Origin of the sequence: Amycolatopsis sp. cmx-4-83 (assembly GCF_046548815.1) — a bacterium.
Lineage (GTDB): Bacteria > Actinomycetota > Actinomycetes > Mycobacteriales > Pseudonocardiaceae > Amycolatopsis > Amycolatopsis pretoriensis_A.
Genome location: NZ_JAEBEF010000013.1, coordinates 253,854 through 280,706 on the forward strand (window position 1 = coordinate 253,854; position 26,853 = coordinate 280,706).

Here is a 26,853-nt window from a genome sequence, read left to right on the forward strand (position 1 = left end):
CGCGAGGGAAACCAAAAGACATTCGCGCCCCGGGCGGCCACACCGCCGGGCGCCGGGTTGCCGGAGCAGCAGCCGTCACCGGGGCGCACCGCTCGCCGTCGTGTCGGGATGGGTTGCTGATTCATGGACAACGAACAGAAGCTGCGGAGCTACCTCAAGCGGGCGAGCGCGGACCTCGTGCGCACCCAGCAGAAGCTGGCGGAGCTGGAGAGCCGCGCGGCCGAGCCGATCGCGATCGTCGGGCTCGGCTGCCGCTACCCCGGCGGCGTCGCCGGCCCCGAGGACTTCTGGGAGCTGCTGAGCTCCGGGCGTGACGGCGTCACCGGGCTACCGGCCGACCGCGGCTGGGACCTCGGCGCGCTCGCCGCGGACGGCGGCGAAGCGGCGATGTCCGGCGGCTTCCTGCTCGACGCGGCCGAGTTCGACGCGGGCTTCTTCGGCATCTCGCCGCGGGAAGCGGCCGAAATGGACCCGCAGCAGCGGATCCTGCTCGAGACGGCGTGGGAGGCGATCGAACGCGCCGGCATCGTGCCGTCCGCCTTGAAGGGCACCCGCACCGGCGTGTTCGTCGGCGCGATGGCGCAGGAGTACCTGACCGGCGCGGCGGGCCCGTCCGAAGGCTTCCTGCTGACCGGCAACACGAACAGCGTGCTGTCCGGCCGGCTCGCCTACGTCCTCGGGCTGGTCGGCCCGGCCGTCACCGTGGACACCGCGTGCTCGTCTTCGCTGGTCGCACTCCACCTGGCCGCGCAGTCGCTGCGCTCGGGCGAGTCCGAACTGGCGCTCGCCGGTGGCGTCACGGTGATGTCCGCGCCGACGACGTTCGTCGAGTTCAGCCGCCAGGGCGGCCTGTCCCCGGACGGCCGCTGCCGCTCCTTCGCCGACTCCGCCGCCGGCACCGGCTGGGCCGAGGGCGCGGGCGTGCTGGTGCTGGAACGGCTGTCCGACGCGCGCCGCCACGGGCACCCGGTGCTCGCGGTGGTCCGCGGCAGCGCGGTCAACCAGGACGGCGCCACCAACGGGCTCACCGCGCCGAACGGCCCGTCGCAGCAGCGCGTGATCCGCGAGGCGCTGAAGACGTCCGGGCTCGCGCCCGCGCAGGTCGACGTCGTCGAAGCGCACGGCACCGGGACCACGCTGGGTGACCCGGTCGAGGCGCAGGCGCTGATGGCGACCTACGGGCAGGACCGGCCGGCGCCGCTGCTGCTCGGCTCGGTCAAGTCGAACTTCGGGCACACCCAGGCGGCGGCTGGTGTCGCCGGGGTGATCAAGGTCGTGCTGGCGATGCGCAACGGCGTCGTCCCACCGACGTTGCACGTGGACACGCCGTCGTCCCATGTGGACTGGACCGCGGGACGCGTCGAGCTGGCGACCGAGGCGACGCCGTGGCCGGAGACCGGCGAACCGCGGCGCGCCGGCGTCTCGTCGTTCGGGCTGAGCGGCACGAACGCGCACGTGATCGTCGAGCAGGCGCCGGCCGTCGAGGAGCCGGTCTCCGAGCGGGTCGCGCGGCCGCTGCCGATCCTGGTGTCGGGCAAGAACGAAGACGCCGTTCGGGCGCAGGCCGCCCGGCTGGCCGACGTGCTCGAGCGGGGGACTCCGCTCGCCGATGTGGCCTTCACCGCGGCCACCGCGCGGACGGCGTTCGACGTCCGGTCCACTGTGGTCGGTTCGGACGTCGCCGAGGTCGTTGCGGCCCTGCGTGACTTGACGGGTTTCGCGTCTCCGCGGGTCAAGGGCAAGACCGCGTTCCTGTTCACCGGCCAGGGTTCCCAGCACCTCGGGATGGGCCGGGCGCTGCACCGTGCCTACCCGGTGTTCGCGGCCGCGTTCGACGAGGTCCTCGCCCGTTTCGGGCCCGAGCTGCGGGACGTCGTGTGGGGCGCCGACGCGGACCGCCTCGCCGACACCGCGCAGGCCCAGCCGGCCATCTTCGCCGTCGAAGTCGCGCTCTTCCGGCTCCTGGCGTCGTGGGGTGTCCACCCGGACGTCCTGGCGGGACACTCGGCCGGCGAGATCGCCGCCGCGCACTGCGCCGGGGTGCTCACGCTCGACGACGCCTGCGCGCTGGTCTCGGCCCGCGCCCGCCTGATGGGCGCGCTGCCCGCCGGTGGGGCCATGGCCGCCGTGCGCGCGTCCGAAGAGGACGTCCGGGCGGCCCTGGTGGACGGTGCCGACATCGCCGCCGTCAACGGGCCCTCGGCCGTGGTGGTGTCCGGTGTGGAGGAGGCCGTCCTCGCCGTCGCCGCGCGGTTCGAGCGCACAACCCGCCTGCGCGCGTCCCACGCGTTCCACTCGCCCCTGATGGACCCGATGCTGCCCGCGTTCCGCGAGGTCGTCTCGGGCTTGACCTTCGTCGAGCCGGCGGTGCCGCTGGTCACCGCGGGCGACGTCACCGACCCGGAGTTCTGGGTGCGGCACGTCCGCGAGACCGTCCGCTTCGGCGACGCCCTCGCCCGGCTGACCGACGCCGGTGTGCGGCGCTTCGTCGAGGTGGGCCCGGAAGCCGCGCTGACGCCGCTGGTCGACGTCCCCGGCGCGCTCGCCGTGCCGGTGCTGCGCAAGGACCGCGACGAGGCCACGTCGGCCGCCGAAGCGCTCGGCCGGCTGCACGGCGACGGCGTCGCCGTGGACTGGACCGCGTTCTTCGACGGCGCGGGGACCCGGGTCGACTTGCCGACGTACGCCTTCCAGCGGCAGCGGTTCTGGCCGCGCGACACCGGCCGCGCCCGCGGCGACCTGCGTTCCGCCGGGCTGCGCAGCGTCGACCACCCGCTGCTGGGCACGGCGGTCGAGGTCGCCGACGCCAGCGGCCTGCTGCTGACCGGCCGGCTGGACCCGGGCACCCACGCCTGGCTCGCCGACCACCGCGTCGGCGGCGTGGTCGTCGTGCCCGGCACCGCGCTGCTGGAACTGGCCGTCCGGGCCGGTGCCGAGACCGGCTGCCCGGACGTCGAAGACCTGACGCTGACCCGCCCGCTGGTGCTCGGCGCGGCCGGCGAGCGCGTGGTCGTGCAGGTCTGGGTCGGTGCGCCGGACGAGCGGGGCCGCCGCCCGGTGGCCGTCCATTCGCGACCCGACGGCGAGGTCAGCTGGACCTCGCACGCGGTCGGCCGGCTGGCCGAGCGGATCGGATCCACTGTGGACGTCCCCGGCGCCTGGCCGCCGGCGGACGCCACCGCCGTCGACCTCACCGGCTTCTACGACGAGCGCGAGTACGGCCCGGCGTTCCAGGGGCTGCGCGCGGCCTGGCAGCGCGGCGACGACGTGTTCGCGGAAGTGGCCCTGCCCGACGACGTCGAGGCCGAGACGTTCGACCTGCACCCCGCGCTGTTCGACGCGGCCCTGCACGCCGCGGCCTGCTTCGCCGGCCCGGGCGGGGTGCCGTTCTCGTGGCAGGACGTCGCCGTGCGCGCGGTCGGCGCGACCGCCCTGCGCGTCGCGTTGCGCAAAACCGGCGACGACACCTTGGCTTTGTCGTTGACCACGCCCGAAGGCGACGTCGTCGCGACGGCCGCCTCGCTCACCGTGCGGCCGATCTCGACCGAGGCCCCGGTGACCGGCGGGGGCGTCTACCGGGTGGACTGGACCGAACCGGTCACCGGCGTCACCGGTCACGACGCCGACGTCGTCACCCTGTCCATTCCGGACGGAACCCCGCCCGAGGCCGCCCGCGCGCTCGCGGGGGAGGCCCTGGAGTTGCTGCGGGAGCGGCTGACCGAGGACGCGCGCCGGCTGGCGCTGGTCGTCCCGGCCGCGCTCCCCGCCGCCGCCGTGCGCGGCCTGGTCCTGGCCGCGCAGCAGGAACACCCCGGCCGGTTCGTCCTGATCGAGTCCACCGAGGACGTGCCCACCGAAGTGCTGGAAACGGCGCTGTCGACCGGCGAGCCCCGGCTCCTGGTCCGCGACGGGCGCGTCCTGGCGCCGCGGCTGGTGCGCACGGCGACCGGCGAGGCGCCCGCGTGGAACCCGGACGGGACCGTCCTGATCACCGGCGGCACCGGCGAGCTGGGCCGGGTGCTGGCCGCGCACCTCGTGCGCGAGCACGGCGTCCGGCACCTGCTCCTGGCCGGCCGCAGCGGCGCCGCGCCCGAGGGGCTGGTCACCGAGCTGGCCGGGCTCGGCGCGGACGTCACGGTCGCCGCCTGCGACGCGGGCGACCGCGACGCGCTCGCCGCGCTGCTGGCCGGGATCCCGGCCGCGCACCCGCTCACCGCCGTCGTGCACGCCGCCGGCGTCCTCGACGACGGGCTCCTCGACACCCTCGACGCCGGCCGGCTCGCGAAGGTCCTCGCGCCGAAGGCGGACGCCGCCTGGCACCTGCACGAGCTGACCCGCGACCTCGAGCTCGACGCGTTCGTGCTGTTCTCGTCGCTGGCGGGCACCCTCGGCGCGGCCGGGCAGGCCAACTACGCCGCGGCCAACGCGTTCCTCGACGCCCTCGCCCGGGAACGCCGCTCCGCGGGACTGCCCGCGGTGTCGCTGGCGTGGGGCCCTTGGGGCGGCGAGGGCATGGCGGGCGCCGCCGGCGGCCGGTTCGCGCGGCTGGGCATCCCGGCGCTGACCGAGGCCGAGGGCCTCGCCCTGTTCGACGCCGCGTTGACGACCGGCGAACCGGCCGTCGTACCGGTCCGCTTCGACCTCCCGGTGCTCGCCGCGCAGCCGGAACCCCCGGCCGTGCTGCGTTCGCTGGTCGGCACCCGCCGCGCGGTGCGCACCGCCGGCGGTGCCGGCCGGCTGGCCCAGCAGCTGTCCACGTTGGACGACGCCGGGCGTGCCGCACGGGTGACCGACCTGGTCCGCCGCGAAGTCGCCGCCGTGCTCGGGCACGCCGGCGCGGGCGCGGTCGACCCGGCGCGCTCGTTCGCCGAGCTGGGCTTCGACTCGCTGACCGCGGTGGAGCTGCGCAACCGGCTGGACGCGGCCACCGGCCTGCGGCTGCCCGCCACGACCGCGTTCGACTACCCGACCCCGGCCGCGCTCGCCGGCCACCTCCGCGACCGGCTGCTGGGCGCCGAAACCGGCGGACCGGCCGTCACCCGGACCGCGGTCGCCGACGACGACCCGGTCGTGATCGTCGGCATGAGCTGCCGCTTCCCGGGCGGGATCGCGTCGCCGGAGGACCTCTGGGCGGCGGTGGCCGAGGGCCGCGACACGACGTCGCCGTTCCCGGTCAACCGCGGCTGGGACCTCGGCGCGCTGTACCACCCGGACCCCGACCACACCGGCACGTCCTACACCCGCGAGGGCGGTTTCCTGCACGACGCGGGCGAATTCGACGCCGCGTTCTTCGGCATGAGCCCGCGCGAGGCCGAGGCCACGGACCCGCAGCAGCGCCTGCTGCTGGAGGCGTCCTGGACGGCGATCGAGCGCGCCGGGATCGACCCGCGGACCCTGCGCGGCAGCGCGACCGGCGTGTTCGCCGGCGTGATGTACAACGACTACGGCCTGGTCTTGGCCGGCGGCGACTTCGAAGGCTTCCAGGGCAGCGGGACGGCGTCGAGCGTGGTGTCCGGCCGGGTCGCCTACGCGCTCGGCCTCGAAGGCCCCGCGGTGACGGTGGACACGGCGTGTTCGTCGTCGCTGGTGGCGCTGCACTGGGCGGCGCACGCGCTGCGGTCGGGGGAGTGCTCGCTGGCACTGGCCGGCGGCGTGACGGTGATGTCCACGCCGAACTCGTTCGTCGAGTTTTCCCGTCAGCGCGGGCTTTCCCCGGACGGCCGGTGCCGGTCCTACGCGGACGAGGCCGACGGGGTCGGCTGGTCCGAAGGTGTTGGCGTGCTGGTGCTGGAGCGGCTGTCGGACGCGCGCCGGCACGGGCACCGCGTGCTCGCCGTGGTGCGCGGTTCGGCGGTGAACTCCGACGGCGCGTCCAACGGCCTGACCGCGCCGAACGGTCCTTCGCAGCAGCGCGTGATCCGGTCGGCGCTGGCGGTGTCGGGTCTGTCCACTTCGGACGTCGACGTCGTCGAAGGGCACGGCACCGGGACGACGTTGGGCGATCCGATCGAGGCGCAGGCGCTGCTGGCGACGTACGGCCAAGACCGTGAGACGCCGCTGCTGCTGGGTTCGGTGAAGTCGAACATCGGGCACACCCAGGCCGCGGCGGGTGTCGCGGGGATCATCAAGATGGTCCTGGCGATGGAGCACGGCACGGTGCCGGGTTCCCCGCACGCGGCCACGCCTTCGTCCCATGTCGACTGGACGGCCGGAGCCGTGTCGCTGGCTTCTTCTTCGACGCCGTGGCCCGCTGCCGACCGGCCGCGCCGGGCGGGTGTGTCTTCGTTCGGCATCAGCGGGACGAACGCGCACGTGGTGCTCGAAGCGGGCCCCGCGGTCGTGTCCGGCCCCGTCGAGACTCTCGAGGACGCACCGCTGCTGCTTTCGGCGCGGACCGCCGAGGGGTTGCGCGCCCAGGCCGCGAACCTGGCCCGGCTCGACTTCCCGCGCGGCGACCTGGCGTGGTCCTTGGCGACGACGCGGACGGCGTTCGAACACCGGGCCGTGGTGCTCGGCCCGGACACTCCTGCGGCACTCGCCGCGCTGGCCGCCGGCGGCCCGGCTCCCGGCGTGGTGACCGGGTCGGTCACCGGCGGTGGGCTGGCGTTCGTCTTCCCGGGCCAGGGCGCGCAACGGCTCGGCATGGGACGTGAGCTGGCTTCGCGGTTCCCGGTGTTCGCCGGCGTGTTCACCGACGTGCTCGACCGGTGCGACCCGGCCCTGCGCGACGTCGTGTGGGGTACGGACGCGGCCGCGCTGGAGCGGACCGGGAACGCGCAGCCGGCGCTGTTCGCGTTCGGCGTGGCGGCGTTCCGGCTGCTGGAGTCGTGGGGCGTGCGCCCGGACGTCGTCGCGGGCCATTCGGTCGGCGAGATCGCGGCCGCGCACGTGTCGGGCGTGTTGTCGCTGGCCGACGCGTGCACGCTGGTGTCGGCTCGGGCCCGCTTGATGGAGGCGCTGCCCGCGGGCGGGGCGATGGTGGCGGTCCGGGCGTCCGAAGAGGATGTCCGGGCGGCCCTTGTGGACGGTGTCGACCTGGCGGCCGTGAACGGGCCGGAGTCGGTGGTGCTGTCGGGCGTCGAAGAGGCGGTGCTGGCGGTCGCGGCGCGGTTCGGGAAGACCACGCGGCTTGCGGTGTCGCACGCGTTCCACTCGCACCTGATGGACCCGATGCTGGACGAGTTCCGTGCGGTGGTTTCCACCTTGGACTTCGCCGCGCCGGCTCTGTCTTTCGTCTCGCACGGGGACGTGTGCTCACCGGAGTACTGGGTCGAGCACGTGCGCGCGACGGTCCGCTTCACGGAGACGGTCGCGGACGCGGCGTCGACGTACCTGGAGCTGGGCCCGGACGGCACGCTGTCGGCGTTGCTGGACCGGCCGGGCACGGTGCCGCTGCTGCGCAAGGACCGCCCGGAGCCGGAGTCGGCGGTCTGGGCGCTGGCGACGTTGCACACCCGCGGGTGTGCGGTCGACTGGCGCACGTACCTGGGCGGCGGCCGGACGGTGGATCTGCCGACGTACCCGTTCCAGCGCGAGCACTACTGGGCGACCCCGGTTCGGCGGGCCCCGGAACAGCAGTCGGAGGGCCCCCTTTGGGAGGCCATCGGCCGGGGCGACGCCGCGGAGCTGGCCGGGCTGCTGGACCTGGGGGAGGACCAGCGGTCGTCCCTGGAGACTCTGCTCCCGGCCCTGACCGGCTGGCGCGACCGCCGAGCGGCGGAAGAGACGGCGAAGTCCTGGCGGTACCGGACGGAGTGGACCTCGTTCCGCACGGCGGAGACCCCGGCACTGACCGGCCGCTGGCTGCTCGTGACGGCCGCCGCGGGGGAGGGAGCGGAGGTCGAGTCGGCGCTGGTGGCCCACGGCGCAACGGTGACCCGCATCGCCACGGCGGATCTCGCGGTCGCCGACCAGATCGATGGGCCTGGAGACGCTGACCGCGCCGCTCTTGCCGCCGCGCTCACCGCCGCCGGTCCGGCCGAGGGCGTCATCCACCTCCCCGCCACCGGTGACCGGGGCCTCGAAGACCTCCTCACCCTCGTCCAAGCCCTCGGCGACGCCGACCTCGGGCTGCGGCTCTGGTGCCTCACCACCGGCGCCGTCGCCACCCCCGGTGACCACGGGCCCGACCCCCGGGCCGCCCGGCTCTGGGGGTTCGGCCGCACCGTCGCGCTCGAACAGCCCGCGCTCTGGGGTGGCCTCGTCGACCTCCCGGCCGACCTCGACCTCGCCGCGGGAAGGCGGCTCGCGGCCGTCCTCGCCGGCGCGAACGGCGAAGACCAGGTCGCCCTCCGGCCGCAAGGCGCCTTCGGCCGCCGCATCACGCGCTACCAGCCGGCCGAAACCCCGGGACGCTTCCAAGCCCGCGGCACCGTCCTGATCACCGGCGGCACCGGCGCTCTCGGCGCGTCCGTCGCCCGGTGGCTCGCCGGCGCCGGAGCCGAGCACCTCGTGCTCGTCAGCCGCCGCGGTCCCGATGCCCCCGGCGCGGAAGCGCTCGAACGAGAACTCACCGCCGCCGGCGCCCGCGTCACCATCGCCAAGGCCGACATCGGAGACCGCCAAGCCGTCGAAACGCTCCTCCAGCAGCACGCCGGCATCTCCGGCGTCGTCCACACCGCCGGCATCGCGCAGGCCATGGACCCCGTCCACACCACGGACTTCGCCGAACTCACCCGCGTCATGGCCGCCAAGACCCAGGGCGCCGCGCACCTCGACGCCCTCCTCGCCGGGCACGACCTCGACTTCTTCCTGCTCTTCGGCTCCGTCGCGGGCGTCTGGGGCAGCGGGGGCCAGGCCGCCTACGCCGCCGGCAACGCCTACCTCGACGCCCTCGCCGAGGCGCGCCGCGGCAAGGGGCGCCGGGCCACCTCCATCGCCTGGGGGGCCTGGGCCGAAGAGGGCATGGCCACCGACGAGCACGTCGCCGGCCAGCTGAGCCGGCGCGGGCTCGGCTTCCTGCCGACCGCGAGCGCCCTCGCCGAGCTCGAACGCGCCCTGGTGCGCGACGACACCGCCGTCGTCGTCGCGGACGTCGCCTGGGACACCTTCCTGCCCGTCTTCACCGCCACCCGCGCCACCCGGCTCTTCGACGCCTTCGCCGAGACCCGGGCCGAGCCGGTGAGCGCCGTCGTCAGCGCCTTCGCCGCCCGCTTCGCCGGGATGTCCGAGGACGAACGCGACCGCGCGCTGCTCGACCTCGTCCGCACCGAGGCCGCCGCCGTGCTCGGGCACGTCACCGCGGACGCCGTCGCCGAAGAACGCGCTTTCCGCGACCTCGGGTTCGACTCGCTCACCGCCGTCGAATTCCGCCGTCACCTCGCCGACGCCACCGGCCTCGCCCTGCCCGCGACGCTCGTCTTCGACCACCCGACCCCGCTCGCGCTGGTCGCGTTCCTGCGCGCCGAGATCGACGGCCCGGGCGCCGCCGACGCCGTGGCCGCCGCGACCGGGGCCACCGACGAGCCGATCGCCATCGTCGGCATGGGCTGCCGCTTCCCCGGCGGCGTCACCACGCCCGAAGAGCTCTGGACCCTGGTCACCGGCGGCGTCGACGCGATCTCGGCGTTCCCCGGCGACCGCGGCTGGGACGCCGCCGGCCTGTTCGACCCCGATCCCGAACGCGGCGGCAAGACCTACTCGACGCTCGGCGGGTTCCTCGAGAACGCCGCCGAGTTCGACGCCGGCTTCTTCGGCATCTCGCCGCGCGAGGCCCTGTCGATGGACCCCCAGCAGCGGCTGCTGCTCGAAGTTTCCTGGGAAGCCTTCGAACGCGCGGGCGTCGACCCGGCGGCCGTGCGCGGCAGCCGGACCGGCGTGTTCGTCGGCTCCAGCTTCCAGGACTACGGCGTCGCCACCGGCGACGGCACCGAAGGCCACCTCGTCACCGGCACCATCCCGAGTGTCCTTTCCGGACGGTTGTCGTACCTGTTCGGCTTCGAGGGCCCGTCGGTCACCGTCGACACGGCGTGCTCGTCGTCGCTGGTCGCGCTGCACCTGGCCTGCCAGTCGCTGCGCTCCGGCGAGTCCGAACTCGCCATCGCGGGCGGTGTCACGGTGATGGCCTCGCCCGACCCGTTCGTCGCATTCAGCCGCCAGCGCGCGCTGGCCTTCGACGGCCGCTGCAAGGCGTTCTCCGACGAAGGCGACGGCATGTCCCTCGCCGAGGGCGCCGGGATGCTCGTGCTGGAACGGCTTTCCGAGGCCCAGCGCCACGGGCACCCGATCCTCGCCGTCGTGCGCGGCACGGCGGTCAACTCCGACGGCGCGTCCAACGGCCTCACCGCGCCCAACGGCCCGTCGCAGCAGCGCGTGATCCGCCAGGCGCTGGCCAACGCCGGTCTCGCACCGTCCGAAGTGGACGCGCTCGACGCGCACGGCACCGGCACCGCGCTCGGCGACCCCATCGAAGTCCAGGCGCTGCAGGCGACTTACGGCCGTGACCGCGAACGCCCGCTGCTGATCGGCTCGGTGAAGTCCAACATCGGGCACACGCAGTCGGCCGCCGGGGTCGCGAGCCTGATCAAGATGGTGCACGCCATGCGCCACGGCGTGCTGCCGCGTACCCTGCACGTGGCCAAGCCGTCCACGAAGATCGACTGGACCGCCGGCGAGATCGAGCTGCTCGCCGAGGAAACGGCGTGGCCGGAGACCGGGCACCCGCGCCGCGCCGGCGTTTCGTCGTTCGGCATCAGCGGCACCAACGCCCACGCGATCATCGAAGCCGCGCCCGCGGCCGAAGAAGCCGCGACGCCCGAGCACACCGGCCCGGTCGTCTGGCCGCTGTCGGCGAAGAGCGCGCCCGCGTTGAAGGTCCAGGCGCTGCGGCTGCTGGACTTCCTCGGGGACGAGCGCCCGGTCGACGTCGGCCGGACGCTCGCGCACCACCGCGCGACGTTCGAACAGCGCGCCGTGGTCGTCGGCGAAGACATCGCCGACCTGCGGCGCGGCCTGACCGCGCTCGCCGGGAACACCGCCGACCCCGCGCTCGTGCAGGGCACGGCCAAGCGGTCCGGCGCGCCGGTGTTCGTCTTCCCCGGCCAGGACTCGCAGTGGGCCGGCATGGCGCGCGAACTCCTGACCACGTCGCCGGTGTTCGCCGGACGGCTGGCCGAGTGCGCCGCCGCGCTCGACCCCTTCGTCGGCTGGTCACTCGCGGACGTGCTGCACGACGACGCCCTGACCGGCGTCGACGTCGTCCAGCCGGTGCTGTGGGCCGTGCTGGTGTCGCTCGCCGAGCTGTGGCGCGCGCATGGCGTCGAGCCGGTCGCCGTGATCGGGCACTCGCAGGGGGAAATCGCGGCCGCGTGCGTCGCGGGTGCGTTGTCCCTCGAGGACGGTGCGCGGGTGGTCGCGCTGCGGTCGAAGCTGATCGCCGAGCGGCTTTCCGGGCACGGCGCGATGCTGTCGGTCGTCGCGAGCCGGGACGAGGTCCGTTCGCTGATCGGGGAGCTGGCCGACCGGATCGCGGTCGCCGCGGTCAACGGGCCACGCTCAATCACCGTGTCCGGCGAGCCCGCTGCCTTGGCGGAGCTGGAAGTCCGCCTGGCGAAGGCCGGCTTGATGCGGTGGCGCCTGGAAGGTGTCGACTTCGCCGCGCACTCGCCGCAGGTCGACGGGATCGCCGCCGAGCTGGCGGAGCTGCTGGCGCCGGTGTCCCCGCGTGAGACCGGAGTCCGGTTCTACTCGACGGTCACCGGCGGGCTGGTCGAGCCGGCCGAGCTGACCGGCGAGTACTGGTGCCGGAACCTGCGTGGCACGGTCGAGTTCGCCGCGGCGCTGTCGGCCGCGGTCGCCGACGGGCACGCGGTGTTCGTCGAGTCGAGCCCGCACCCGGTGTTCGGCATGGCGATCGGCGAGCTGGCCGAGACGGCCGGCGTCCCGGTCACGGCGCTGGGCACGCTGCGCCGCGACGACGGCGGGGTCGAGCGCTTCTTGAAGTCCTTGGCCGAGGCCCACACCCGCGGGGTGGCGGTCGACTGGGCGGACACCCTCACCGGCGGGCGGCGGATCGACCTGCCGACGTACGCCTTCCAGCACGAGCACTACTGGGCCATCGACGAGACCGACGCGACGGTGGCTCCGGCCGACGACGAGCTGTGGCAGGCCATCGCCCGCGACGACTGGGCGGGGCTCACGAGCCTGCTCGACCTGGACGACCGGCAGCAGAACGCTTTGACGGATTTGCTGCCCGCGTTGTCGGCCTGGCACGCCCGCCGCGACGACGAGTCCACGGTGGACTCCTGGCGCTACCGGATCGCGTGGCGCCCGGTCCGCCCGGCCGGCACGACGCTGACCGGCACCTGGCTCGTCCTCGGCAGTGGTGACGACGTCGCCGACGTTCTGCGCGCTCACGGCGCCGACGTGCGCGTGGCCGCCATCGAGGACGACGACGTGGCCGCCGCACTGGGGGACCTCGACGGGGTCACCGGGATCGTCTCCCTCCTCGCCGCCGACCACACCCCGACCGGCCACCCCGGCCTCGACCGCGGTCTCCTCCGCACCCTCTCGCTCGTCCAGGCCGTCGCCGGGGCCGAGCCCGCGCCCCGGGTCTGGGCGCTGACCCGCGGCGCCGTCTCCACCGGGCCCGCCGATCCCGTCCGGGACCCGGCGCAAGCCCAGGTGCACGGGCTCGGCTGGTCCGCCGCCCTCGAACACCCCGCGCACTGGGCGGGGCTCGTCGACCTGCCCGAAACGCTCGACGCCGCGGCCGCCCGGCGGCTCGTCGCTGTGCTCGCCGGGGCCGGGGACGAAGACCAGCTCGCGGTCCGCTCGGGTGGCGTCTTCGCCCGCCGGCTCGTGCCCGCCCCCGTCAGCGGTGCGCCCCAGCGGCCCTGGCGCGCCCACGGGACCGCCGTCATCACCGGCGGGACCGGCACCCTCGGGCCGCACCTGGCCCGCTGGCTCGCTGCGGAAGGCATCGGGCACCTCGTGCTCACGGGTCGTCGCGGGCCGGACGCGCCCAACGCCCAAGCCCTCCTGGACGAGCTGGGGGCGTCGGCCGAGGTGGTCTCGCTCGACGTCACCGACCGGGATGCCGTCGCCGCGCTGATCGGCCGGCTCAAAGGCGAAGGACGGCGGATCACCACCGTCGTGCACACCGCCGCCCACATCGCGCTGGCCCCGCTCACCGGCACCGACGCGACCGCCTTCGCCGAGGTGCTCGACGCCAAGGTCACCGGCGCCACCAACCTCGACAGCGTCCTCGACGAACTCCTCGACGACGGCGAACTCGAGCACTTCGTGATGTACTCCTCGACCGCCGGCCTGTGGGGCAGCGGGGACCACGGCGCCTACTCGGCCGCCAACGCCCACCTCGTCGCCCTCGCCGAGCAGCGGCGGGCCCGCGGGGTGCCCGCGACCACCGTCGCCTGGGGGATCTGGGCCGACGACCGCGAGCTGGGCCGGGTCGACCCCGGCCGGATCCTGCGCAGCGGCCTGCGGTTCATGGAACCCCGCCTGGCGCTCGCCGGGCTCGAGCGCGCCCTGGCCGACGACGAAACCTCGCTGCTCATCGCCGACCTCGACTGGGACCGCTACCACCCGGTGTTCACGTCGGTGCGGCCCAGCCCGCTGTTCTCCGAGCTGCCGGCCGTCCGCAAGCTCGCCGAAGCGGCCGACGACACCGCGGACGCCTCGGCGTTCGCGAGCCGGGTCCGGGCGCTCCCCGCCAACGCCGGGCGGCGGCTCGTCGTCGACCTCGTGCGCGCCGAAGCGGCCGCCGTGCTCGGCCACTCCGGTGGCGACGCCGTCGAAGCCGATCGCGCCTTCCGCGAGCTGGGCTTCGACTCGCTCACCGCGGTCGACCTGCGCAACCGCCTGGAGGTCGTGACCGGGCTCAGCCTGCCCAGCACGGTCGTGTTCGACTACCCGAACGCCGACACCCTGGCCGGCTTCATCCTGTCCACCCTGGACGGCCCGGTGGCCGGCGAGACCGTCGTCGCGGCCACCGCCGTGGACGAGCCGATCGCCATCGTCGGCATGAGCTGCCGGTTCCCCGGCGGGGTCACCTCGCCGGAAGCGTTGTGGGACCTGATCATCGGCGGCGGCGACGCGATCTCGTCGTTCCCGCCCGACCGCGGCTGGGACGCCGCCGGGCTGTTCGACGCCGACCCGGACCGCAGCGGCAAGACCTACTCGACGCTCGGCGGGTTCCTCGACGGCGTCGCGGACTTCGACGCGGGCTTCTTCGGGATCTCCCCGCGCGAGGCCCTGTCGATGGACCCCCAGCAGCGCCTGCTGCTGGAAGTCGCCTGGGAGACCTTCGAACGCGCGGGCGTCGACCCGGCCGCGGCGCGGGGGAGCCGGACCGGCGTGTTCGTCGGCGCCAGCTACCAGGACTACGCCTCGACCGTGCTCAACGCGGCCGAGGGCTCCGAAGGGCACATGATCACCGGCGCGGTGTCGAGTGTCCTTTCCGGCCGGATCGCCTACCTGTTCGGGCTGGAGGGCCCGGCCGTCACGCTCGACACGGCGTGCTCGTCGTCGCTGGTCGCGCTGCACCTGGCGTGCCAGTCGCTGCGCTCGGGCGAGAGCTCGCTCGCGCTCGCCGGCGGGGTCACGGTGATGGCGACGCCGGCGCCGTGGATCGGGTTCAGCCGCCAGCGCGCGATGGCGCCCGACGGCCGCTGCAAGGCCTACTCCGACGACGCCGACGGCATGAGCCTCGCCGAGGGCGTCGGGCTGGTCCTCGTCGAGCGCCTTTCCGACGCCCAGCGCAACGGTCACGAGATCCTCGCGGTCGTCCGCGGCTCGGCGATGAACTCCGACGGCGCGTCCAACGGCATGACCGCCCCGAACGGCCCGTCCCAGCAACGTGTCATCCGCCAGGCCCTCGCGAGCGCCGGGTTGTCCACTTCGGACATCGACGCGGTCGAGGGCCACGGCACCGGCACGCCGCTCGGCGACCCGATCGAGGTCCAGGCGCTGCAGGCCACCTACGGCCGTGACCGCGAACGACCGCTGTTGCTCGGCTCGGTCAAGTCCAACCTCGGCCACACGCAGATGGCGTCGGGCATCGCCGGCGTGGTCAAGCTCGTCATGGCCATGCGCCACGGCGTGCTGCCGAAAACCCTGCACGCGGACACGCCGTCGTCGCACATCGACTGGTCCGGCGGCGCCATCCGGCTGCTCGACGAGACCGCCGACTGGCCGGACACGGGGAAACCCCGGCGAGCCGCGGTGTCTTCGTTCGGCCTGAGCGGCACGAACGTCCACACGGTACTGGAGCAGGCCCCCGAACCGGCCGCGGCGCCGGAGCCGATGACGCTCGGGACCGTGCCCGTGGTGGTCTCGGCCCGGACACCGGAAGCCCTGCGCGCCCAAGCCGCCAGGCTCAGGGCGTGGCCCGGCGAACCGGCCGACCTGGCCTTCACCCTGGCCACGGCTCGCGCGGACCTCAGCCACCGCGCTGTGATCCTGTCCGCGACGGCCGAGGATGTCCGAAGCGGTCTGACCGCGATCGCCGAGGACGAGCCCGCCCCGCACGTCCTGCGGGGCACGTCGGCCACCCGTCCCACGACGGCGTTCCTCTTCACCGGCCAGGGCAGCCAGCGGCCCGGCGCCGGGCGGGAGCTGTACGAGCGGTTCCCGGTGTTCGCCGAGGCCCTCGACGAAGTCCTCGCGCACCTCGAGCTGGAGCGGAGCGTGCTCTTCGCCGAGCCGGGCACGCCGGAAGCCGCGCTGCTGAACGAAACCCGGTACGCGCAACCGGCGCTGTTCGCGATCGAGGTCGCGTTGGCCCGGCTCCTGGAGTCCTGGGACGTGCGGCCCGACCACGTCGCCGGGCACTCGGTCGGCGAGATCGCCGCCGCGCACGTCGCCGGGGTGCTGTCCCTGGCCGACGCGGCCACGCTGGTCGAAGCCCGCGGCCGGCTCATGCAGGCCCTCCCGGCCGGTGGCGCGATGGTCGCGATCCGGGCGACCGAGGCGGCCGTCCGCGCGCAGCTGCCGGACGGCGTCGACGTCGCCGCGGTCAACGGCCCGGAGTCCATTGTGGTCTCCGGACCGGAGGACGCCGTGCTCGCCTTCGCGGAACGGTTCGGGAAGACCCGGCGGCTCACCGTGTCGCACGCCTTCCACTCCGCGTCGATGGACCCGGTGCTGGACGAGTTCCGCGCCGCCATCGCCGGGCTCACCTTCTCGGCACCGGAACTGCCGTTCGTCTCGGCGGTGGACGGAACCGACCCGGTCGACGGCCCGGACTACTGGGTGCGGCACGCCCGTGAGGCCGTCCGGTTCGCCGACGCCCTCACGACCCTGGACGAAGCCGGGGTCACCGCCTACGTCGAACTCGGGCCCGACGCGGTCCTGTCGGCGCTGTCCACCGCGAAGCCGATGCTGCGCAAGGACCGGCCGGAGGAGGAGACCGTCGCCGCGGTGCTCGCCGACCTGCACTCCCGCGGGTACCGGCCGGACTGGGCCGCGTTCTTCGCCGGGACCGGCGCCCGCCGGATCGACCTGCCCACGTACGCCTTCCAGCGGTCCCGCTACTGGCCGGAACCCGCCGCCGCGGCACCGGAAGCCGACACCGGTTTCTGGACCGCGCTGGAAGCGGCCGACGTCGAAGAGCTGTCGACCACCTTGGACGTCGACCGCGACGCGCTCGGCACCGTCCTGCCCGCGCTCACCGCGTGGCGCCACCGCGTGCGCGAAGAGTCCGAAGTGGACGACTGGCGCTACCGCGTGGTCTGGAGCCCGGTCCGCGCCGAACCCGCCGCGCCCAGCAGGGTGCTGGTCGTGGCCCACGACGACCCGTGGGCGGACTCGGTCGCCGAAGCCCTCGGCGGTACCCGGGTCGAGCCGGGCGCCGAGCTGCCCGAAGCCGACCACGTGCTTTCGCTGTTGTCCGACCCCGCCGAATCGCTGCACTTCGCGCGGGAACTCGGGGACAAGGCCCCGCTGTGGTGGGGCACCCGCGGCGCCGTCAGCACCGGCGCGGCGGACCCCGCGCCCGACCCGCACGCGGCCGCGCTCTGGGGCCTCGGCCGGGTGCTGGGCCTGGAACAGCCGCAACGCTGGGGCGGGCTCGTCGACCTCCCCGAGGTCCTCGACGCCCGCGCGGCCGGCCGCCTCTTCGCCGTCCTGCGCGGGATCGGCGACGAAGACCAGGTCGCCATCCGCCCCTCGGGCGTCTTCGCCCGCCGCCTCACCACCGCACCCGCAGGTCGTATAACGGACTACACCCCGCGGGGTACGGTGCTGATCACCGGCGGTACCGGCGGGCTCGGCGCGGAGGTCGCGCGACAGCTGGCCGATGCGGGCGCCGACCACCTCGTGCTGCTCAGCCGCCGCGGCCCGGACGCTCCGGGTGCGGCCGAGCTGGCCGAGGAGCTGAACACCCGCGTCACCCTCGAAGCCTGCGACGTCGCCGACCGCGACGCCCTCGGCCGGGTCATCGCCACGATCCCGGACCTGACCGCCGTCGTGCACACCGCCGGTGTGGTCGACGACGGCACCACCGACTCCCTCACCGCGGAGCAGTTCGCGGCCGTGTTCGAGGCGAAGTGCGCCGGCGCGGAGCACCTCGACGAGCTGACCGCGGACCTCGACCTGGACGCGTTCGTGCTGTTCTCCTCGACCGCCGGCACGTTCGGCGCGGCCGGGCAGGGCAACTACGCGGCCGCCAACGCCCACCTCGACGCGCTCGCCGCGCGCCGCCGGGAGGCCGGCCGCGTGGCGACGTCGATCGCGTGGGGCCCGTGGGCGGGCGCCGGCATGCTCGGCGGCAACGCGGGGGTGCAGGACCGCGTCGGCCGCGGCGGGCTCGCGCTGCTGCCGCCGGACCGGGCCGTCGCGGCGATGCGGCGCGCGATCGGCGCCGGCGACACCGGGATCCTGGTCGCGGACATCGACTTCGCGCGGTTCGTCCCGGCCTTCACGATCGGCCGGCCGTTCCCGCTGCTGGCCGACCTGCCGCGGGCGAAGGCCGTGCTCAGCGAAGCCCGGGAAGCGGGGGAGCGCGGCGACCTGCGCGGCACCCTCGCCGCGCTGCCGCCCGCCGACCGCGAGAAGCACCTGCTGGGCCTGCTGCGCACGCAGGTCGCGATGGTGCTGGGCCACGCCGACGCCGGCGCGGTCGCCCCGGACGCCGCGTTCGCCGACCTCGGGTTCGACTCGCTCACCGCGGTCGAGCTGCGCAACGGCATCGGCGCGGCCACCGGGCTCGCGCTGCCGTCGTCGCTGGTGTTCGACCACCCGTCCCCGCGCGCGCTCACGGCGTTCCTGCTCGGCGAGCTGCTCGGCGCCGACACACCGGCCGGCACCACGGTCACCACCCGCGCCGCCGCCGGCGACCCGGTGGTGATCGTCGGCATCGGCTGCCGCTTCCCCGGCGGCGTCACCTCCCCGCGCACCTTCTGGCAGCTCCTCGAGGACGGCGGCGACGCGATCGGGCCGTTCCCGGCCGACCGCGGCTGGGACCTCGCGAAGCTCGGCGACGGCCACGGCGGCTTCCTGCCCGACGCTGCCGGGTTCGACGCCGGCTTCTTCGGCATCTCCCCGCGCGAGGCACTGGCGATGGACCCGCAGCAGCGGCTCCTGCTGGAGACGTCGTGGGAGTCGCTGGAGCACGCCGGCATCGACCCGGCGAGCCTGCGCGGCACCGACACCGGCGTCTTCGTCGGCACCAACGGCCAGGACTACACCGGGCTGCTGCTCAACTCCGACGCCGACGTCGCCGGGCACATGGCCACCGGCACCACGGCGAGTGTCCTTTCCGGACGGTTGTCCTACACCCTCGGCCTGGAAGGCCCGGCCGTCACGGTCGACACCGCGTGCTCTTCGTCGCTGGTCGCGCTGCACTGGGCCGCCCGCGCACTGACCGACGGCGAATGCTCGCTGGCCCTGGTCGGCGGCGTCACCGTGATGACCAGCCCGTTCTCGTTCACCGAGTTCGACGCCCAGGGCGGCCTCGCCGCCGACGGGCACTGCAAGGCGTTCTCCGACGACGCCGACGGCACGGCCTGGTCGGAAGGCGCGGGCGTGCTCGTCGTCGAGCGGCAGTCCGACGCACTCCGGCACGGCCACGAGATCCTCGCCGTGGTGAAGGGGTCCGCGATCAACCAGGACGGCGCTTCCAACGGCCTCACCGCGCCGAACGGCCCGTCGCAGCAACGCGTGATCCGGGCGGCGCTGGCCGACGCCGGTCTGTCCACTTCGGACGTCGACGTCGTCGAGGCGCACGGCACCGGGACGACGCTCGGTGACCCGATCGAGGCCCAGGCACTGCTGGCCACCTACGGGCAGGACCGCGAGACGCCGGTGCTGCTGGGGTCGGTCAAGTCCAACCTCGGGCACACGCAGGCCGCCGCGGGTGCCGCGGGCGTGATCAAGATGGTGCTCTCCCTCAACCGGGCCGTGGTGCCGAAGACGCTGCACGTCGGCGCGCCGACGTCCCATGTGGACTGGACGGCCGGCGCGCTCGACCTGGTCACCGAGGCGACCGCGTGGCCGGAGACGGCCCGTCCGCGCCGGGCGGCCGTGTCGTCGTTCGGGGTCAGCGGCACGAACGCGCACGTCATCCTGGAAGCCCCGCCCGTGCGGGACGCCGCGCCCGGCACCGCACCCGCGGTCGTGCCGTGGCCGGTGTCGGCGCGTTCCGAGACGGCGCTGGACGCGCTGCTGTCCACTGTGGCCGGCGACGCGCTCGACACCGGGTACACCCTGGCCACCGGCCGGGCCGCGCTCGACCACCGCGCCGTGCTGGTCGGCGGCGAGGTCGTGAGCCGGGGAGTGGCCCGCGAGCGGGTCACCGCGTTCCTGTTCTCCGGTCAGGGCGCCCAGCGCCTGGGCATGGGCCGCGAGCTGTACGCGCGGTATCCGGTGTTCGCCGACGCGTGGGACGAGGTCTGCGCGCACCTCGGGATGCCGCTGGGCGACGTCGCCTGGGGCGAGGACGCGGCCGAACTGGACCGGACCGGCCGGGCGCAGCCCGCGTTGTTCGCGTTCGAGGTCGCCGCGTTCCGGCTCCTGGCGTCGTGGGGGGTGCGCCCGGACTTCGTCGCCGGGCATTCGATCGGCGAGGTCGCCGCGGCGCACGTGGCCGGGGTGTTCTCGCTGGAAGACGCGTGCACGCTCGTCGCCGCCCGGGCCCGGCTGATGCAGGAGCTGCCGGAAGGCGGCGCGATGGTCGCTCTCCGCGCCTCGGAAGCCGACGTCCGCACGCGGCTCACCGACGGCGTCGCCATCGCGGCGGTCAACGGCCCGGAGTCCGTCGTGCTCTCCGGCGACGAGGACGCCGTGCTCGCGGTGGCCGAAACCTTCGGCGGCGGACGGCGGCTGACCGTGAGCCACGCCTTCCACTCGCCGCTGATGGACCCGATGCTGCCGCAGTTCCGCACTGTCGTGACCGGGCTGCGGTTCGCGGCCCCGGTCATCCCGCTCGTCAGCGACGGCGACGTCACCGAGCCCGAGTACTGGGTGCGGCACGTGCGCGAGACCGTCCGCTTCGGCGACGCCCTCGACCGGCTGGCCGAGGTGTCGCTGTTCGTCGAGGTCGGGCCCGACGCCGCGTTGGCACCGCTGGTCGAACCGGCCGGCGACCGCGTGGTCGTCCCGTTGGCGCGCCGGGGCAGGTCCGAAGAGGACAGTGCCGCGGCCGCGCTGGGCACGCTGTTCACCGCGGGCGTCGACCCGGACTGGGCCGCATGGTTCGCCGGCACCGGCGCCCGCCGCACCGAACTGCCGACCTACCCCTTCGACCACGAGCGGTACTGGCCCGAGGTGGTCACGAGCGGGCCGGCCGACGACGGCTTCTGGGCCTCGGTCGACCGCGCGGACACCGCCGGGCTCGCCGACCAGCTCGCCATCGAACCGGCCACGCTCGACGCGGTCCTGCCCGCGCTCGCCGCGTGGCGGCGCAAGCAGGCCGAAGCGGCCGCGGCCGACGAACTGCGCTACCGGATCACCTGGCAGCCGGTCACCGTCGCGCCCCCGCTTGGGCTCGCCGCGCGTCATGAGGGGCACCCTCATGGACATAAAGGCCATGAGGGTGCCCCTCATGACAGTGGGCCCGAGCCGAAGGCCGCGAACATCGCAGTCGTCCCCGGCGACGACGCCGAGTGGGCCGCTCGGGTCACCGAAGCCCTCGGGGCCGGCCGCGACCCGGCCGGCGCCGACCTCGTCGTGTCGCTGCGGGAAACCGTTGCGGGAACGAGGGAACTCCTCGCCGAGGTCGACGTCCCGGTCTGGTGCCTGACGCGCGGCGCGGTCGCGGTCACCCCGGCCGAACGCGTCGACGGCCCGGCCGCGCTGTGGGGCTTCGGCCGCGTCGCGGCCCTGCACGACCCGCAGCGCTGGGGCGGGCTCGTCGACGTCCCGGCCGAGCTGGACACCCGCGCCGCGGCCCGGCTGCGCGCGGTGCTCGGCGGGGCGGAAGACCAGGTCGCCGTCCGCGCGGCCGGGGTCTACGGCCGCCGTCTGACCCGCGCCACCGCGGGCGGGGAGCGCTGGGAGCCGCGCGGCACCGTGCTCGTCACCGGCGACGGACCCGCCGCACTCCTCGCCGACCACCTGACCGGGGTCGACGTCGTCCGCGATCCGGCCGCGCTGGCGTCGCCGCCGGACGCGGTCATCCACAGCGGGAGCCTCGAAGAGGCCAGGCGGTACGCCGAGTGGCCGCTCGACGCGTTCGTCCTGCTCACCTCGATCGCCGGGGTCTGGGGCGTGCGCGGCCGCGGCGACGAGGCCGCCGAAGCGGCCGAACTGGAAGCCTTCGCGCGGCGACGCCGTGACCGCGGCGAACCCGCGTCCGTCGTCGCCTTCGCGGCGTGGGCGGGCACCGGCGAGGACGAGGCCCACCTGCGCGACAGCGGGCTGCCCGTGCTCGACCCGGCCGCCGCCACGGCCGCGCTGCGCACCGCCGTGCGGTCCGCCGACCTCACCACGGTCGTCGCCGACGTCCGGTGGGACCGCTTCGGCCCGGCGTTCACGGCGGCGCGCCCGAGCCCGCTGCTGTCGCCGCTGTTCACCCCGGCGCCGTCGACCGGTTCCGGCCTGCGCGACCTGGTTCCGGGCGAACGGTCCGACGTCGTCCTGGACCTCGTCCGGACCGCGGCCGCGACCGTGCTGCGCCACCCCGGCACCGACCGGATCGAGGCCGACCGCGCGTTCTCCGCGCTGGGCTTCGATTCGCTCACCGCGATGGACCTGCGCACGGTCCTGAGCACCGAGACCGGGCTGCGGCTGCCGGCCACGCTGGTGTTCGACCACCCGACCCCGCGCGAGCTGACCGCGTTCCTGCTGACCGAGCTGTTCGGCGACGAAGAAGAAGTCACCACCGAAGCCGCTCCGGCGGCGCTCGGGGACGACCCGGTCGTCATCGTCGGCATGAGCTGCCGCTACCCCGGCGGCATCGGCTCGCCCGAAGACCTCTGGCGGGCGGTCGTCGACGAACGGGACGTCGTCGGCGGCTTCCCGGCCGACCGCGGCTGGGACCTGGCCACGCTCACCGGCGACGGCCCGGGCAGCAGCGCCGCCAAGGAAGGCGGCTTCCTGCACGACGCCGCCGAGTTCGACCCCGGCTTCTTCGGGATCGCGCCGCGCGAGGCGATCGTGATGGACCCGCAGCAGCGGCTCGTCCTCGAAGTGGCGTGGGAGGCCTTCGAACGCGCCGGCATCGACGCCACCGGGCTGCGCGGCGGCGACACCGGCGTCTACATCGGCGGCGGCTCGGGCGACTACACCCCGCCCACCGACACCCCCGGTCACCAGGCCACCGCGCAGGCGGCCAGCCTGCTCTCCGGCCGCGTCTCCTACGCACTCGGGCTGGAAGGCCCGTCGGTCAGCGTCGACACCGCGTGCTCGTCTTCGCTGGTCGCGCTGCACCTGGCCGCGCAGGCACTGCGGACGGGGGAGTGCTCCCTGGCCGTCGCCGGCGGCGTGATGGTGATGTCGAGCCCGACCGGGTTCGTCGAGTTCGGCGAGATGGGCGCGCTGTCCCCGGACGGGCGCTGCAAGGCCTTCGCCGACGCCGCCGACGGCACCGGCTGGTCCGAAGGCGTCGGCATGATCGTGCTGGAACGCGAGTCCGACGCGCGCCGCCACGGGCACCCGGTCCTCGCCGTGGTGCGGGGTTCGGCGGTCAACTCCGACGGCGCGTCCAACGGGCTCACCGCGCCCAGCGGCCCGGCCCAGCAGCGCGTGATCAAGCGCGCCCTCGCCGTCTCGGGGCTGGCACCGTCCGAAGTGGACGCCGTCGAGGCGCACGGCACCGGCACGAAGCTCGGCGATCCCATCGAAGCGCAAGCCTTGCTGGCCACTTACGGCCGTGACCGCGACCAGCCGCTGCTGCTCGGCTCGGTCAAGTCGAACCTCGGCCACACGCAGGCCGCGGCCGGTGCGGCCGCGGTGATCAAGATGGTGCTGGCGATGCGGCACGGGCTGCTGCCGAAGACCCTGCACGTGGACAAGCCGTCCGAGCACGTCGACTGGTCGGCGGGCCGCGTCGCGCTGCTCACCGAGAGCCGGCCGTGGCCTGAGACCGGGCACCCCCGCCGGGCCGGGATCTCCGCGTTCGGCGCCAGCGGCACCAACGCCCACCTGGTGCTGGAGCAGGCCCCGGCGGTGGAGCCGCGCCCGGCCGCCGCTCCGGCGACCGTGCCGGTCCGGTTGTCCGCGCGCAGCGACGACGGGCTGCGGGCCCAGGCCCGCGCCCTGCGGGACCACCTGGTCACGCACCCCGAACTCGCGCTGCCCGACGTGGCCTTCTCCGCGGCGACGACCCGCGCGTGGTTCGAGTCGCGGGCGGTCGTCGTGGCCGGGGACCGGGAGGAACTGCTGACCGGGCTCGGCGCGCTCACCGCGGGGACGTCGTCACCGCTGGTGCACACCGGCCGGCCGGCGGCCGGGAAGCTCGCGTTCCTGTTCTCCGGGCAGGGGTCGCAGTACCCGGGCATGGGCCGTGACCTGTACGAACGGTTCCCGGTGTTCGCCGCCGCGTTCGACGAGGCCTGCGCGCACCTGGACCTCGACCTGCCCGGCTCGCTGCGGGACGTCGTCTTCGGCGACGACGCCGGCGTGCTGGCGCAGACCCGGTGGTCGCAGCCGGCGGTGTTCGCCGTCGAGGTCGCGCTCTACCGGCTCGTCGAGTCGTGGGGCGTGCGGCCCGACCACCTGGCCGGGCACTCGATCGGCGAGTTCGCCGCCGCCCACGCGGCCGGGGTGCTGTCGCTGGCCGACGCCTGCACGCTGGTCGCCGCCCGCGGCCGGCTCATGCAGGAGCTGCCGGGCGGGGCGATGGCCGCGCTGCAGGTCACCGAGATCGAGGCGGAAGAGCTGATCAGCGGGCGGCCGCTGTCGATCGCCGCGGTCAACGGACCCGAAGCCGTGGTCGTCTCCGGAGACACCGACGCGGTCGCCGAGGTCGCGGAGCTCGTCGCGGCCCGCGGCCGAAAGACTAGACATTTAAGGGTCAGCCACGCGTTTCACTCGTCACATATGAACGCGATGAGGGACGAATTCGAGCGGATCGCCGCGGGGGTGCAGTTCGCCCCGCCGGTGCTGCCGGTCGTGTCCACCGTCACCGCGTCCCCGGTCACCGGCGAGCTCGGGAGCCCGGCGTACTGGGCCGAGCACGTCCGCCGTCCGGTGCTGTTCGCCGGTGCGGTCGCCGCGCTCGACTCGCTCGGCGTCACGAAGTACCTGGAACTGGGCCCGGACCGCACCCTCGCCGCGCTCACCCGGACGCTCACCGGCGAGTCCGCCACCGTGACCGCCGCCCTGCGCGCCGGCCGCGAGGACGAGCCGACGCTGCTCTCCGCGCTGGCCCGGCTCGACGTCGGCGGCACCCCGGTGGAGTGGGCCGGGCTGTTCGCCGGGGCGCGCCCGGTCGACCTGCCCACCTACCGGTTCCACCACGAGCGCTTCTGGCCGGACACCCCGGTCGCCGCGACCGCCACGCCGGACTTCCTGACCGGCCTGGACGCCGACGTGCTCGCCAAGGAGATCGACGTCGACCGCGCCGCGCTCGACGCCGTGCTGCCCGCCCTGCTCGACCTGCAGCACCGCCGGGCGCAGCAGTCCACTGTGGACGAGCTGCGGTACCGCGTCGCCTGGAAGCCGCTCGGCGGCGCTGCGGGTGCGGTGCCGGACGGGACGTGGCTGGTCGTCGTGCCCGCCGGCTTCGCCGAAGACCCTTGGGTCGCCGGCGTGGTCAAGGCGCTCGGCGCCGAGCTGGTGGAGTTCTCCGGCTCCGAGACCTTGCCCGACGACGTCATCGGCGTCGTCTCCCTGCTGGGCCTGGACGAATCGACGCCGACCGCGGGTGCCGCGGCCACCACCGCGTTGCTGCAGGCTCTCGCCGGCAGCGCGGCCCGGTTGTGGTGCGTGACCCGCGGCGCGGTCACCGCGGTGCCGTCGGACCGGGTCACCTCGATCGCGCAGGCCGCGCTGTGGGGCCTGGGCCGTGTCGCGGCGCTGGAGCAGCCGCAGCGCTGGGGCGGCCTCGTGGACCTACCGGCTGACCTGGACGAACACGCTTTCGCCCGGCTCGGGGCGGTGCTCGCCGGGACCGAAGACCAGGTCGCGGTGCGGGCGGCGGGCACCTTCGCCCGGCGGCTCATGCGGGCCCCGGCCGGTCCGTCGCCACGGGCGTGGCAGCCGCGCGGCACCGTCGTCGTCACCGGTGGGACCGGCGCGCTGGGTAAGCACGTCGCCCGCTGGGTGCTGAGCGAAGGCGCCGCGCGGGTCGTGCTCACCGGCCGCCGCGGCCCGGACACCCCGGACGCTGTCGCGCTGCTGGCCGACCTGGGCCCGCGGGCCTCGGTCGTCGCCTGTGACCTGACCGACCCGGCCGCCGTCCGTGACCTGCTCACCGCCGACGTCACCGCGGTGATCCACGCGGCCGGCGTCCTCGACGACGGTGTCCTCGAGGGTTACGGCCCGGACCGGTTCGACGCCGTGTTCGCGGCGAAGGCCGAGTCCGCGCTGGTCCTCGACCGCGTGTCCCGCGAACTCGACCTCGACGTCTTCGCGATGTTCTCCTCGGCGTCCAGCTCGGTCGGCAACGCCGGCCAGGCGAACTACGCCGGTGCGAACGCCGTGCTCGACGCGATCGCCGAAAGCCGGCGCGCGGACGGCCTGCCGGGCACCTCGATCGCCTGGGGCGCTTGGCGAGCGGGTATGGCCGAGACCGCCGACGCGGCCTCCCGCGCCCAGCGCACCGGCACCCGGCCGATTCCGCCGGAGCTCGCGCTCACCGCGTTCGCGCAGGTGGTGGTCGCGGCCGACGCGGCTCCGGTGGTCGCCGACATCGACCACGCCACTTTCCTGCGGACCTTCACCGCGGCCCGGCCGGCACCACTGCTGACCGATCTGCCGGAGTACCAGCGGCTCACCGCGGAAGCGCCGGTCGAAGTGGGAGTCGTGCTGCGGGAGCGGCTGGGCAAGCTGCCGGTGCCGGACCGCGAGAAGGCCGCGCTCGACGTCGTCCGCACCCAGGTCGCCGCGGTGCTCGGATTCGCCGGGCCGCACGCGGTCGACCCGGAGCGGCCGTTCTCCGGGCTCGGCTTCGACTCGCTCAGCGCGATCGAGCTGCGCAACCAGCTGGCCGCGGCGACCGGGCTCGACCTGCCCGCGACGCTCGTGTTCGACCAGCCGTCGCCCGCCGTGCTCGCCGCCGACCTGGTGCGGCAGCTCGTCGGTGACGAGCGGGTCCCCGATGACCTGGACACCGAGCTGCGGGCCCTGCTCGCGGCCGTTTCCCCGGCGCGTCTGCGCGAAAGCGGCGTGCTGGACACCTTGCGCCGCCTGGCCGGGCCCGACCCGGCCGGGGACGGGGCCGCCGACTTCGACGGCATGTCGGTCGACGACCTGGTCCGCGCGGCGCTCGACGGCGAGGCCACCTGACCCCGATGA

Annotated in this window: 1 protein-coding gene; it reads left to right on the forward strand. The window is 75.0% G+C overall.

The genetic code is table 11. The features are described 5' to 3' along the window. Positions 1-123 precede the first annotated feature (123 nt). Positions 124-26,844, forward strand: coding sequence for a type I polyketide synthase (locus ACLJQM_RS37425; RefSeq protein WP_410635047.1), 26,721 nt, complete (start codon positions 124-126; stop codon positions 26,842-26,844). Positions 26,845-26,853: the final 9 nt, after the last annotated feature.

What these genes read in the sequence shown, in the direction of transcription:
- ACLJQM_RS37425 (WP_410635047.1), top strand. Translation starts at nt 124, where the DNA reads ATGGACAACGAACAGAAGCTGCGGAGCTACCTCAAGCGGGCGAGCGCG.